We start from the raw sequence: 13,725 nt of genomic DNA, 5'->3' as shown, positions 1-13,725 counted from the left end.
ATGACCATGGTCGTATTTAAACCGTTTGCCCCGTATATGCCGAAACACCCCGAGGCGGTCGCTGCCGCCCCGTACGATATCGTCACTGTCGAACAGGCGCGTGAAGACGTCGAACAGCGTCCTGATTCTTTTCTTTCGGTCGATAAACCAGAACTGTTCACGGCGGACATGCCGCTCGACGCCTGGGGACGCAGAGCCCGTCATGAGCTCGAACGGCTCTATGAATCAGAATTGACCGAGCGGACACATGGGTTTTACGTCTACCGGCTCACCGACCATGGACATGTGCAGACCGGACTCGTCGCCACGTTCTCGGTGACCGATTATGAGACGGGGAGAATCAAAATCCACGAGCACACACGTGAGGTGAAAGAGCGCGAACGGGTCGAACACGTATCGGCGACGAAAGCGCACACCGGCCCGATCTTGATGAGTCACGTCCCGGAAGAAGGATTGCGTCGTATCTTGGACGACGCGACGACAGGAGAGGCGTTGTTCGCCTTCACGGACAGTGAAGGTGTCATCCATGAAGGCTATGCCGTGCCATCCAAGCATCAAGCACGCGTCATCATGCTCGGGGCAAGTATCCCAGCCCTCTATATCGCCGATGGACATCACCGGGCCAAAGCCGCAGCTGTCGTCGCTCGTCATCCGATCCATGAAGCGGAATCAAAGCAAGAGCGGGACCACTTCCTCGGCGTCTTGTTCCCGAGCGATGAGCTGACGATTTTGCCGTATCATCGCATTTTGAACGATGTGGCGCCAGAAGAAGTCAGAGCGTTGCTTGACGGTTTAGCTTTCTCGTATGAGATTGAATCGGTGCCTGCCTTACACGTCCCGAACGAGCGGGGCACGTTCGGTTTGTCTTACCGGGGCGAGCATTTCATGCTCAAAAAACGGCAGACGACGACGGCGCTCGACGTCGCGACGTTGCAACGGGATGTGCTCGAGCCGTATTTCCATGTCAAAGACGTACGGACGGACAAACGAATCGATTTCATCGGCGGCAAAGATGCCCCGACGCGCCTCGCCGACTTGGCTGAACGTGATGACGTCGTCGTGTTGACGTGTCACGCCACGGCGATGGAAGAGCTGATGCGCGTCGCCGACGAGAGCGGTCAAATGCCGCCGAAATCGACGTGGTTCGAACCGAAATTAAAGAGCGGTCTGTTCATTCATCGGTTCGATTGAACGTGCAGAGTGGCGTCACGGCGTGAAAAGCGTTATAAATGGAAGAGAAGAAAGGGGTGGCCGCCATGGCTAAAGCCGTATATCTTCACATTCCATTTTGTGAACATATTTGTTATTACTGTGATTTCAACAAGGTGTTCTTGAAGAACCAACCGGTTGATGACTATTTAGATGCATTAGAACGAGAAATCAAACTCTCGCTCGAACAATACCCGACCGATACGATCGAGACGATCTTTATCGGCGGCGGGACACCGACCGCCCTCAATGAGGCGCAGATGAAACGACTCATGGACATGGTCGCGCGTCACTTGCTCCCGCTCGCGTCGCCGGACCTCGAATACTCGGTCGAGGCGAATCCGAACTTCGTGAGCGCCGAGAAGCTCGATACGATGAAACAAGGAGGGGTCAACCGCGTCAGTTTCGGCGTCCAGACGTTCGATGACGGTGGACTCGAACGAATCGGACGGACACACCGGGCCGATGACGTGTTCGCGACCGTGACGGAAGCGGCGAAGCGATTCGATAACATCTCGATCGACTTGATGTTCGGCTTGCCGGAACAAACGCTCGAACAGATTGAGCGCGACCTCGACTTGGCGTTCCAGCTCCCAATCCAACACGTTTCTTCCTATTCGTTGATTCTCGAGCCGCACACCGTGTTCGCGATTCAAGAGCGGAAAGGGAAGTTGCGCCTCCCGGGCGAGGATATCGAAGTCGAGATGTACTTGAAAGTGATGGAGACGCTCGAACGTCGAGGCTTGAAACAGTATGAGATCTCGAACTATAGCCTCGAAGGACGCGAAAGCCGTCACAACCAAGTGTACTGGCGCAACGAAGAGTATTATGGCTTCGGGGCCGGGGCGCACAGTTATTTGAACGGGGAGCGTCGAGCGAACATCGCGCCGATTCCGCACTATATCAAGGCGGAAGGGCTACCGGTTCGCAATACGACGACGCTCGAGACGGTCGAGAAGATGGAAGAGGAACTGTTCCTCGGACTCCGGATGCGTCAAGGCGTGTCGTTTGCGACGTTCGAGTCGAAGTATGGTGTGTCGATGCGTTCGGTATTCGGGCATGTCTTGTCGGAACTCGAGGCAAAACGGTTGATCGAGACGACGGACACACACGTCCGCTTGACCGAATCTGGGCTCCCGCTCGCCAACGAGGCGTTCGCTGCCTTCATCGGCGAGGCACGGATGAGCGACTCACCGGAACAGACATCGATGTCATAACAAACAAGGGCGAACCCGGATTGGGTTCGCCCTTGTTTTGGTTATAAGACAAGATCGCGGTAAATCGGCATGAGCCGGCTGAACGTATCCTCGACGAGTGCTAGGAACGCGGCTTCGTTTTGTAGAATCGACGCATCGGCCGGAAGTTGACGACCGATCAAGAAGTCCGCTTTCTTCACCGTCGCGAACCGTTCTGTGATCGCCTCGATCGATTCAGCTGACGACTCCTCGACTAAGAACGCGTCTTTTTTCATATGATCCCCGGCGATATGGAAGTCCGGGAACTCTGATTTGAAGTCGATCGTCATGAGTCGACAGCCGATCGCTTCTTTGTTCGGCATCTCATAGATGAACGCGAGCCAGATGAAGACCCGGTCGTCGAATAATCCGACTTGGAAATGGGGATGCTTCTTATAGCCGCGTTTGTCATGGCCGATCGCCATCCACGTGTCTTTCGGTGGATTGACCGTCCGACGGGCATGTTTGGCGACATGCAAGTAAAGTGGGACACCGACATCGGCCTCGAGTTGGGGACCGACCTCTTCATAGATACGATGGAACAGCGGTTGAATCTCAGAGCGGATGCCTGCCATGCGGGCATCGAGTCCGTCTTGCGTGAATACGTTAAATTGTTGTGTTGTAAACATCTAATCACCTCAATTCGTATCATACCGAAACTTGAAGAAACATGCATACCGGAAGGCTCTATGGGACTGGAAAAAATGATGCGAATGAATTGACAAATATGGAGAACATGATAATATTTGAAGTGTAATTAGCACTCAGTAAATATGAGTGCTAATAAAGCGAGGCCAATCCTTCAGAGAGGAGTGACGTTGTGCTGACAGAGAGACAATTGCTCATTTTACGAGCCATCATTGATGATTATATTCAAACGGCCCAACCAGTCGGTTCGCGGACGTTATCGAAGCGGGATGACTTGTCATTCAGTTCGGCGACGATTCGGAACGACATGGCTGATTTAGAAGATATGGGTCTGATTGAAAAGCCGCATACGTCGGCCGGACGCATCCCGTCCGAAGTCGGCTATCGGTATTATGTCGACCATCTCGTCGAGACGAAAATCATCGACGAGCGGGAGACGTATCGCCTTGGCGAACGGCTACGTGCCTCGGCCCAAGAGTCGGAAGTGCTCATCCGTCAAGCCGCCGACCTACTCTCTGACCTGACCAATTATACGACGGTGGCGCTCGGTCCGAACAGCCAGATGAATCGGCTGGCCCGAATCGATTTGATGCCGCTCGACGAAAGGCGTGGCGTCGTCTTGATCGTGACCGACCAAGGCCACGTCGAACATCGGACGGTCGTATTCGACTCTCCGATGGCGCCGGACCTGGTCGAACAGACGATCCGCTTCTTGAACGATCGTCTGAAAGGAACTCCACTCGGTCAGCTGAAGTTCCGGATCGGAGAAGAAGTGTCCAAGCTTCGACTCGCGCATCAGGAACAATTCGAGTTCATGATGCAACTCATTCAATCGACCGTCGGCGTCCAACATCCTGCTTCGCTCTACTTAGGCGGGAAGAAGAACATCTTCAACCAACCTGAGTTCCAGACACTTGATACGTTGCGTCCGTTCCTTGAATGGATCGACGAGCAGGAGCGGTTGACCGACTGGCTCGAATCGTTGCCAAACCGCGAGATTTATGTGAGCATTGGAAGCGAGAATGGCATCGTCGCGCTTCAAAATTGTAGCGTCATCACGTCCGACTATACGCTCGACGGTCAGACGTTCGGGACGATCGCGATGATCGGACCGACCCGGATGGATTATCGACACGGGGTTCAGATGATGGGACAAATCATCGAGGCGCTCAGGCGAACGAAATTAGAAGAGTGATGGAAAGGAGCCTCATTATGACAACTGACAAACAGAATGGGCCAGAGCCAGAAGAAGTGCTCGAAGAAAAAGATTTTGATCCGAAACAGACGGAAGCAGTCGAAGCTGAAGAGGTTTCAAATGTTGAGTTTGTGGAAGAAACTTCTGAGGGGACGGATTTACAAAAAGAAATCGACGCGCTCAAGGCGAGCGAGCTCCGCATCCGTGCGGATTTTGACAACTTCCGACGCCGGACGAACGAAGAGAACGCGAAACGCGTCAAATTCGCATCGCAGACGGTCGTCGAGAAATTGATTCCGCTCATCGACAACTTTGAGCGTGCGCTCCAAGTTGAAGCGAATTCGGACGACGCCAAGCAGATTCAAGCCGGTGTCGACATGATTCACCGCCAGTTGCTCGACGTCTTGAACGGTGAGAACGTCGAAGCGATCGAAGCGGTCGGACAACCGTTTGACCCGAACTATCATCAAGCGGTCATGCAAGAGCCGAGCGATGAGTTCGAATCAGGGATCGTGACGATGGAGCTTCAAAAAGGATACACGATGCACGGGCGCGTCATTCGTCCGAGCATGGTAAAAGTCTCAGAATAACATTACTTAATTAGATGGAGGAATAGACAATGGGTAAAATTATCGGAATTGACTTAGGTACAACGAACTCATGTGTAGCAGTGATGGAAGGTGGCGAAGCAGTCGTCATCTCGAACGCGGAAGGGAACCGTACGACACCATCTGTCGTCGCCTTCAAAGGGGAAGAGCGTCAAGTCGGAGAAGTCGCGAAACGTCAAGCGATCACAAACCCGAACACGATCCAGTCGATCAAACGTCACATGGGTACGGCTCATACAGTAGAAGTCGATGGCAAGAAGTTCACGCCGCAAGAAATTTCGGCGATTATCTTACAAAAATTGAAAAAAGATGCAGAAGACTACCTCGGTGAGTCAGTAACAGAAGCGGTCATCACTGTTCCTGCCTACTTCAACGATGCCGAGCGTCAAGCGACGAAAGACGCAGGGAAAATCGCTGGACTTGATGTCAAGCGGATCATCAACGAGCCGACGGCAGCAGCACTCGCTTACGGACTCGACAAAGGTGAAGACCACACAATCTTGATTTATGACCTCGGTGGCGGTACGTTCGACGTGTCGATCCTCGAACTTGGCGATGGTGTCTTCGAAGTTGTGGCTACTGCAGGGGACAACCGTCTCGGTGGTGACGACTTTGACCAAAAAGTCATCGACTACCTCGTAGCTGAATTCAAAAAAGAGAATGGCATCGACCTCGCACAAGACAAGATGGCGCTCCAACGTCTAAAAGACGCAGCTGAAAAAGCGAAGAAAGACCTTTCAGGCGTGACAAGCGCACACATCAGCCTTCCGTTCATCACGGCCGGAGCTGCTGGTCCGCTTCACCTTGAAACGACGCTCACGCGTGCGAAATTCGATGAGTTGACAGCCGACCTCGTCGAGCGCACGATGGAACCGACACGCCGTGCTTTGAAAGACTCTGGGCTCACACCATCTGACCTCGACAAGATCATCCTCGTCGGTGGTTCGACACGTATCCCAGCGGTCCAAAAAGCAATTCACGACTTCACGAAAAAAGAGCCGTTCAAAGGTGTCAACCCGGATGAAGTTGTTGCTCTCGGTGCAGCCATCCAAGGTGGTGTCCTCGCTGGTGACGTCAAAGACGTCGTCCTTCTCGACGTGACTCCGCTTTCGCTCGGTATCGAGACGATGGGTGGCGTGATGACGAAGTTGATTGACCGTAACACGACGATCCCGACTTCGAAATCACAAGTCTTCTCGACGGCAGCTGACAACCAGCCGGCCGTAGACATCCACGTCCTCCAAGGGGAACGCCCGATGGCGCCGGATAACAAGACGCTCGGCCGCTTCCAATTGACGGACATCCCGCCGGCACCACGCGGTGTGCCGCAAATCGAAGTCAAATTCGACATCGATGCGAACGGAATCGTTCACGTATCGGCGAAAGACCTCGGTACGAACAAAGAGCAGTCGATCACAATCCAATCATCTTCAGGTATCGATGAGGCTGAAATCGAGCGCATGGTAAAAGAAGCGGAAGCGAACGCAGAAGCGGACAAACAGCGTAAAGAAGAAGCCGAACTCCGCAACGAAACGGACCAACTCGTCTTCGCGACAGACAAAGCGATCAAAGACCTTGGCGACAAAGTCGATGCGGCTGACAAAGAACGTGCTGAAGCGGCGAAAGAAAAAGCCAAGTCAGCACTCGAAGGCACAGACCTCGAAGCAATCCGTACGGCGAAAGACGAATTGTCAAACGTCGTTCAAGAATTGACGCAAAAAGTATATGCGAACATGGCTGAAGAGCAAGGTGCTGAAGGTGCCGAGACACAGACGGAAGCGAAAGACGACAACGTCGTCGACGCGGAGTTTGAAGACCTCGACGATCGTAAATAAGGCAACCGATAGATAGGAGAGCGCCAAAGCAGGTTTCTGCTTTGGCTCTTTCCATGTTAAGGTAGATTCGGTAGAATCTTAGTTTAGACAGTGTAGAGGAGAGAGTAACGTGGCGAAACGAGATTATTATGAAGTGCTTGGCCTGGATAAATCGGCCTCGGCACAAGACATCAAGCGGGCGTATCGTAAGCTCGCACGACAATATCACCCAGACATCAACCAAGAGCCGGATGCGGCCGATAAATTTAAAGAGCTCGGAGAAGCGTATGAAGTGCTGTCAGACGAGCAGAAACGGGCCCAGTATGACCGCTTCGGTTTTGAAGGGGCCAGCCAATTCGGTGGCGGTGGCGACTTCCAAGGTGGCTTCGGTGACATCTTTGACATGTTCTTCGGTGGCGGCGGACGTCGTCAAGATCCGAACGCTCCACGTCGCGGCGAAGATTATCAATACGTCGTCGATCTCGATTTCATGGAGAGCGTAACCGGTAAGACGGAAACAATCGACCTCGAGATCGAAGTGGAATGTGACACGTGCATGGGCAGCGGTGCCAAACCAGGGACGAAACCAGAGACGTGTGGCCGTTGTGGCGGTAGCGGCGTCGAGACGGTTGAACAGAACACGATTCTCGGGCGGATGGTCAACCAGCGGACGTGTAGCCAATGTCACGGCAGCGGGAAGACGATTAAAGAAAAATGTGAAACGTGCCATGGTTCTGGCCACGTCAAGAAACAGAAGCAAGTCGAAGTCAAGATTCCAGCCGGGATTGACAACGGCCAACAAATCCGTCTCTCCGGTAAAGGCGGCCCAGGTTATAACGGCGGACCAGCCGGTGACCTATATATCGTTGTCCGCGTCCGGGCCCACGAGATCTTTGAACGGGTCGACCAACACATCACGATGGAGATGCCGGTCACATACGCACAAGCAGCACTCGGTGCCGAGCTCGAAGTGCCAACCGTCCACGGCAAGGTGAGCCTGAAAGTACCAGCCGGAACGCAGACCGGGTCGAAATTCCGCTTGCGCGGCAAAGGGATGCCGAGCGTCCGCGGCGGCGGCAACGGCGACCAGTACGTCAATATTGTCGTCATGACGCCGACGAACATGACCGACCGTCAAAAAGAACTGCTTCGTGAGTTCGAAGAGATTAGCGGGGAAGCAGGCGTCGAAGAACAGCACGGCCTGTTCCAAAAAATGAAGAAGTTTTTTAGCCAGTAAAAGGAGCGTGTGAAACGATGAAATGGTCTGAAATTTGTGTCCACACGACACAGCAGGCAGTCGAAGCCGTATCGAACTTATTACATGAAGTGGGGGCACAAGGGGTCGTCATCGAGGACGTCGAGGACTACGACCAGATGATGGCCGAAGACCATTTCGGAGAGATTTGGGACGTTTCCGGACGCGAATCGTATCCGACGTCCGGGGTCTACGTGAAAGCGTACGTCCCGGCGTCGGGTGATTTCCAAGACACCCTCGCCGCGTTCAAAAAAGAAGTGGACGGGTTGCGTCATATGCTCGACATCGGCACCGGCGAAGTGACGGTCGTCGAGATGGACGAAGAGGACTGGGCCCATTCGTGGAAGCAATACTACAAGCCCGTCAAAATCTCGCAACATCTCACGATCGTCCCGCTCTGGGAAGATTATGAGCCTCAACCTGAAGAGAATGTCATCTTGCTTGACCCGGGCATGGCGTTTGGCACCGGGACACATCCGACGACGATGCTGTGTATTCAAGCAATCGAGAATTATATTGAGCCGGGTGACCGCTTGATCGATGTCGGAACCGGATCCGGTGTACTCGCCATCGCCGCGGCGAAGCTTGGCGCCGAACGTGTCGAGGCGCTTGATTTGGATGCGGTCGCCGTCGAATCGGCGCGTCAAAACGTCGAGACGAATGATGCCCAAGACGTCGTCGACGTGAAGACGGGAGATCTGCTGAAAGGGATGACGGGCGAGTACGATCTCGTCGTCGCCAACATTTTGGCCGACGTCATCATGCTCTTCATCGATGATGCTTATGCGCGCGTCAAATCAGGCGGTTACTTCATCACGTCTGGAATCATCGGTCAGAAGCGGGCCGAAGTGACAGCTGCGCTCGAAGCGGCTGGATTCACGATTGAAGAGACGCGTGTCATGGAAGATTGGGTCGCCATCATCGCGAAGAAAGGGTAAGCCATGCAACGATACTTTTTACAACGTGAAGCGTTTGGAAGCGATCTCGTCGAATTGCCGGCCGACGTCGTGCATCACATCGGCACAGTGCTTCGGGGAGGTCCTGGGTATCAACTCGTGCTCTTGGACGGGACCGGATTTGAATACGTGGCCGAAGTGGTGACGCTCGATAAGAAGTCCGGTACGGCACGCGTCGTCGAGAAGCGGGAAGCGACGACCGAACTGCCGGTTGACGTGACGCTCGCCTACGCGCTCCCGAAAGGGGATAAAGTCGAACTCGTTGCCCAAAAAGGGACCGAGCTCGGTATGCATCATCTGTTGGTGTTCGAGTCGAAGCGCTCGGTCGCCAAATGGGACGCCAAGAAGGTGCCGAAAAAGCTGGAACGGCTCCAAAAAATCATGCAGGAGGCGGCCGAACAGTCGTACCGCGCCGTCGTCCCGACATGTGCTTATCTCACCCCAAAAGAGCTAACGGCTCGTTTCAATGCATATGATGCGGTCGTTCTCGCGTACGAAGAGGTGGCCAAACACGGAGAGGGTTCCGCGTTTGCGACGGTGTTGACATCCGCTCGACCGGGCTCGAAGCTCCTGCTTCTCGTTGGTCCAGAAGGCGGCTTCGATGAAGCGGAAGTGGCCGGTTGGATCGAGGCGGGTGCCGTACCTTGTGCGTTCGGTCCGCGTATCTTGCGTTCGGAAACGGCTCCGCTCTATGCGCTCTCAGCTATTTCCTACGCCCTTGAATTGAATTGATACACCACAAAAGATGGCTCTCGCATATGCGAGAGCCATCTTTTGTGGAAAGATAAAGGGCTCGCATCTAAGAGGCGAACCCTTCCACTTATTTTTTGACGAGTGTGATCGTCTTCGTCGTCACGTTTCCGGCGAGGTCAGTCGCCTCGAACGTGAACGTGTTCTCACCTGATGTCACAGGTAACGCGATTCGCTCGGTTTTAGTGAACGAACGCATCTCATACGGAGCCTTCAGCGTCTGGCTGAATTTCAAGTCACCGTTGACGAGAAGCTTCACTTCATCAAAGTTGTCTTTCACGGTCACGTCGACGTTGACCGTCGATTGTTTTTTACCGATTTTCTTCGGCAGTTTCCCGATTTCGATGACGGCTGGTGTCGTGTCCACGAAAATCGCACGTTGGAAGTTGGTCACGTTGCCGGCCGCGTCTTCGGCGACGAAACGTAATTTATGGACGCCGTCCACGAAACTGCGGGTCGTGTTGAAGACGTGTTCTTTCTTCGCATCATCCCATGTGAGTGGCACGTCAACGCCATCAACTTGGAACGATTGGATCGCAGATGCATCTTGAATCGTTCCAGATACCGGGATGTCCGATGTCGCGTATGGCGTCAATGCGAGCGGGGCGTTCACGAACACGCCCGGCTTATCGGTGTCTGTCGAGTAGGCGACCGTCTTCGTCGTGCTGTTGCCGGCGTGATCGACGACGCGAACGCTGACTTGATCAGCGTCACTGACGCCTGCGAACGTGTATGCCGCTTTGTCGTCAGCCTGTTTGGCGACGGATTTTCCGTTCAAGAAATATTCGACCGAATGGATGCCTGAGAACTCATCTTTCGCTTGGACGGCCAAGCTGTCCCCTTGCCATTTCGTCGTGAACGTCGGGTCCGTGTAATCGACTTTGACCGGGAAGCGAAGCGTCTGGGCTTGTTTCTTCATGTAGTCGATGCTTCCTTCGATTTCGTAGAAGTACTTGCCGGCAGGGGCTGGCTTGCCGTTCAACTGACCATCCCACGTGTAAGCGGCCGAGTAGTAGTAAGGCGTGTTGGCACCACCGTCAAAGTAGTTCTTACGAAGTTCTTCGTCTTGGAACAGCGTCCGGACGACGTTCCCTGACTCGTCGACGATGCGGTACTTGACATCCTTGGCGTTACGGAGCAACGAGAACACCGGTACAGCGACATCCTTTGAGCCATCTTTGTCTGGGGAGAAGGCGATTGCGTCGGCATCGACAGACTTGTCGAGGTTCGATCCGAGATAGTTTCCTGTCTGGTCGACCATGCCTGATACTTCATAGAACGAGCCGTCTTCATAGATGGAGGCATCGAAGATCGGTGCCTTGCCCCAGTCTCCTTCGAAACCGACGAACGGTACGACGAGTGACGGGTTGCCCTCAGGACCGTTGACGTCCGTCAAGCGGACGAATCCATCGACGAAGTAACCGTTCTCGAAGACGTCTTTCGCCGGTACGAGGCCGTCGAGCGTTTTCGGATTGAGCACTTTCGCTTTCGAGACGTCGAGCGCGATTTTCAATTCAACTTTTTGATTTGGTTTCACTTTGACCGTGCGAACTTTTTTGCCATTCACCGTTACTTTTGCATTCTCGAGTGCTTGTGCTTCCATCGCGTTCTGAACGAGTCCGGCCGTCTGCTCGATGGCGAGGTCGGTCTGGAGTGACGAAGACACGTTATACGACACGGCCTTATCCGACAAGTTCTCGACGACGAGTGTGAACGTGGCTTTGCTGCGGTTCAATTCCTTGAGCGCGACTTTTGCTTCTTTCGTTTTCTTTTCGTACGCGATCGCTGGTGTCGAAACGGCAGCATGCAATTGCATGAGACCAGCTCCACCACGACGCGGCGTGTAAGGGAGGTTTTGTTGCAACTGTTTGTTGAGCGGTCCGATATCCGTGACAGCTTTTGACGTGTTGATAAGCAAGTTCTTCGCCATCGTGACACGTGCCGTGCCTGTCAAGTTGAAGTCGCGGTCAACGCGTTCGAGGACGAGGGCGGCTCCACCGGCAACGTGTGGTGCAGCCATCGATGTACCGCTCATCAAGCCGTACTGGTTATCGTTCAACGTCGAGAAGATCTGTCCGCCTGGTGCCGAGATCTCTGGTTTGAAGTCAAGGTTTGGCGTCATGCCCCATGATGTGAAGTTCGAGAGCTGACCGGCCGCACCGTTGACGACGCTGAGTCGATCGCCGGCAAAGCCGATTGTCATCTGTTCGCCCGCAAGGAGACGTTGTTGCAAGGCGTTTCCGTCCTTGATGCTGAGCGAGGCCATCGGGACTTGCGGGTTTGACAAGGCCATGCTCACGTAGTCGCCGTGACCGACAGCACCGCGGACGATGACACCGGCCGCGCCGTTCGCTTCGGCCGTCTGCTGAATGTTCGAATAGAAGTAACTGCCGTCACGGACGGCGAGGACGATTTTCCCTTTGACATCTTTTCCGACGTACTGGCTCGGTTGCCCGTCGCCGACGTAAACGAGTTCATAGTCTCCTTGTGTAAAGGCGGGACCGTCTTGTTTTTTCCAACCGATTTTATCGGTGTTGTCGCCTGACTTGATGGAGAACGCGTCCAATTGGATTTGATCGTTCTCAAGCGATGCGACCGATGTTGATGCCGAGCTGACACTCGGGGCACCGACGACGCCCGTGTCCGGGTTGTTGGCGTATGGAAGGTCATAACCGTTCCCGAAGTAGGCCGAGTTCCCTGCTGAAATGGACATGAAGACACCGTTGTCGACGGCACGTTGGACGGCTTGTTGTTCCGGTGAGTCGGCGTCGACGAATCCGGCCGTTGATCCGAGACTCATGTTGATGACGTCCGCCCCGAGTTTGATGGCGTCATCGATGGCTTTAATGTAAATATCGCCATATGTCGAAGCGTAGTTCGGGTCGTTACTGAATACTTTGAGCCCGAGCACTTGTGCCTCAGGAGCGACACCTTTCAATCCACCCGCGGCTTCATCACCGTTGGCGGCGACGGTACCGGAGACGTGCATGCCGTGCATCGAGGCGCCAGGCGAATCGTCACGGATGTCATCGTTCTCATCATAATAGTTATAAGCGTATGGGACTTTCTCGTTTATGTAAGCTCCAGGCATGCCGAACGTGCTGACGGCCGTCTCGACTTCGGTTTGCGATAACTCAGCCTTCGAATCATCCGTAAGACGGAAGTCGCGATGGTCGGCGTCGACGCCTGTATCGATGACGGCGACGATCGTGCCTTCGCCCGTGAAGCCATAGTCGCCCCACGTCTGTTGCGATTGGACCATGCCGTTGCTCGTGACCATATCCGGTTTGACTTCTGGACGTTCGTACTCATTGACGACGTGGACGTGCGCAACTTCAGGTAACGCCTCGACTTTTTTGACGTCGGTCGCTGTGAGCATCGTACTGAACCCGTTGAAGACGGTCGTGAACTCTTCAAGCGTCACGGCTTTAACGCCTTTTTTCGAGATGGCCGCTTTTGCTTTCTTTTGTTCGGCTTTGACGACCTTTTGGGCGCCATCTTTCTCGGTCTTCGTCAATTCATTGAATTTCTTGCCTTTCTTTTTCGCTTGATCGATCGCCGGGGCACCGACGAGTTCGACGACGACACGTAACTTCTCGTGTTTGTCCGTCGTGTTCACGCTTTGTTTGACGGACGGTTTGGCCAAGACCGGTTCGGCACCGAGACCGAGCAGGCCAGGGGTCAACGCGAGACATGTCGCGAGGGAGACGTTCAAATAAAATTTTGGTTGTGGCAATTTAGTATCCTCCAATCGTTTTTTGAAAAAATAAATCCATTTGTGGAAAATGATAGCGGATTTAAATCTAAAAATCCTCCTGTTTTTTAAACGGAAGGGTAATGAATTTGAACAAATTAAAAGATTCTGACAATTACTTTGGACCTATGTGCTCAAATTGGCATATAGGTCTTTTTCCAGTGTAGGCCTCCAATTCTCAAAAAAATGAAGTCTCTAAAACAAAATGAACAATTTACTTGAGATTTCTAGCGTAAGTTGATACAGTCTGTAGTAGATAAATCATATAAAACTTATCGATATAGTCGGAATAAAGATGATG

At 53.5% G+C, this 13,725-nt stretch carries 10 protein-coding genes; 8 read left to right on the top strand and 2 right to left on the bottom strand.

From position 1 onward, the window contains the following. The first annotated feature begins 6 nt into the window (after nt 1-6). On the top strand, nt 7-1,191 hold the full coding sequence (locus KNP64_RS05415; RefSeq protein ID WP_214712721.1) for a DUF1015 family protein: 1,185 nt from the start codon (nt 7-9) through the stop codon (nt 1,189-1,191). Nucleotides 1,192-1,256: 65 nt separating this feature from the next. Beyond that, nucleotides 1,257-2,426: a radical SAM family heme chaperone HemW gene (gene hemW / locus KNP64_RS05410; RefSeq protein WP_214791858.1), complete on the top strand. Its 1,170-nt coding sequence runs from the start codon at nt 1,257-1,259 to the stop codon at nt 2,424-2,426. A 41-nt stretch (nt 2,427-2,467) separates the two neighbouring features. Here the strand turns inward: hemW and KNP64_RS05405 are convergent, their stop codons facing one another. After that, the gene (locus KNP64_RS05405) at nt 2,468-3,073 is read right to left on the bottom strand and encodes a DUF1054 domain-containing protein (RefSeq protein ID WP_214791860.1); all 606 of its coding nucleotides are present in this window, start codon (nt 3,071-3,073) and stop codon (nt 2,468-2,470) included. A 191-nt stretch (nt 3,074-3,264) separates the two neighbouring features. On the opposite strand from KNP64_RS05405, the gene hrcA reads away from it, so the two are divergent. The 6 genes from hrcA to KNP64_RS05375 all read left to right on the top strand — a co-directional run bounded on the left by hrcA (nt 3,265) and on the right by KNP64_RS05375 (nt 9,652). Beyond that, nucleotides 3,265-4,287 carry a heat-inducible transcriptional repressor HrcA gene (gene hrcA / locus KNP64_RS05400; protein ID WP_034778141.1) on the top strand — a complete coding sequence of 341 codons (1,023 nt, stop codon included), beginning with the start codon at nt 3,265-3,267 and terminating at the stop codon, nt 4,285-4,287. A gap of 17 nt (nt 4,288-4,304) precedes the next feature. Next, nucleotides 4,305-4,877, top strand: a complete 573-nt coding sequence (gene grpE, locus KNP64_RS05395) for a nucleotide exchange factor GrpE (RefSeq protein ID WP_214788460.1) — start codon at nt 4,305-4,307, stop codon at nt 4,875-4,877. A gap of 29 nt (nt 4,878-4,906) precedes the next feature. Next, a complete protein-coding gene (gene dnaK, locus KNP64_RS05390; protein ID WP_138859216.1) occupies nt 4,907-6,730 on the top strand; it encodes a molecular chaperone DnaK in 1,824 nt (607 codons plus the stop codon). 109 nt (nt 6,731-6,839) lie between these two features. Next, nucleotides 6,840-7,946, top strand: a complete 1,107-nt coding sequence (gene dnaJ / locus KNP64_RS05385; RefSeq protein WP_034778138.1) for a molecular chaperone DnaJ — start codon at nt 6,840-6,842, stop codon at nt 7,944-7,946. Between the two features lie 17 nt (nt 7,947-7,963). After that, nucleotides 7,964-8,902, top strand: a complete 939-nt coding sequence (gene prmA, locus KNP64_RS05380; protein WP_034778137.1) for a 50S ribosomal protein L11 methyltransferase — start codon at nt 7,964-7,966, stop codon at nt 8,900-8,902. A gap of 3 nt (nt 8,903-8,905) precedes the next feature. After that, nucleotides 8,906-9,652: a 16S rRNA (uracil(1498)-N(3))-methyltransferase gene (locus KNP64_RS05375; protein ID WP_138859218.1), complete on the top strand. Its 747-nt coding sequence runs from the start codon at nt 8,906-8,908 to the stop codon at nt 9,650-9,652. Between the two features lie 88 nt (nt 9,653-9,740). Here the strand turns inward: KNP64_RS05375 and KNP64_RS05370 are convergent, their stop codons facing one another. Then, a complete protein-coding gene (locus KNP64_RS05370) occupies nt 9,741-13,406 on the bottom strand; it encodes a S8 family serine peptidase (RefSeq protein ID WP_214791862.1) in 3,666 nt (1,221 codons plus the stop codon). Nucleotides 13,407-13,725 lie beyond the last annotated feature (319 nt).

Source organism: Exiguobacterium sp. s64, from assembly GCF_018618035.1.
In the GTDB taxonomy this organism is placed as follows: domain Bacteria; phylum Bacillota; class Bacilli; order Exiguobacteriales; family Exiguobacteriaceae; genus Exiguobacterium; species Exiguobacterium mexicanum_A.
Note: the sequence above shows the minus strand (reverse complement) of the source record. Positions and strands in the feature narration are given on the sequence as shown.

What these genes read in the sequence shown, in the direction of transcription:
- KNP64_RS05415 (WP_214712721.1), top strand. Translation starts at nt 7, where the DNA reads ATGGTCGTATTTAAACCGTTTGCCCCGTATATGCCGAAACACCCCGAG.
- hemW (WP_214791858.1), top strand. Translation starts at nt 1,257, where the DNA reads ATGGCTAAAGCCGTATATCTTCACATTCCATTTTGTGAACATATTTGT.
- KNP64_RS05405 (WP_214791860.1), bottom strand. Translation starts at nt 3,073, where the DNA reads ATGTTTACAACACAACAATTTAACGTATTCACGCAAGACGGACTCGAT.
- grpE (WP_214788460.1), top strand. Translation starts at nt 4,305, where the DNA reads ATGACAACTGACAAACAGAATGGGCCAGAGCCAGAAGAAGTGCTCGAA.
- dnaK (WP_138859216.1), top strand. Translation starts at nt 4,907, where the DNA reads ATGGGTAAAATTATCGGAATTGACTTAGGTACAACGAACTCATGTGTA.
- prmA (WP_034778137.1), top strand. Translation starts at nt 7,964, where the DNA reads ATGAAATGGTCTGAAATTTGTGTCCACACGACACAGCAGGCAGTCGAA.
- KNP64_RS05375 (WP_138859218.1), top strand. Translation starts at nt 8,906, where the DNA reads ATGCAACGATACTTTTTACAACGTGAAGCGTTTGGAAGCGATCTCGTC.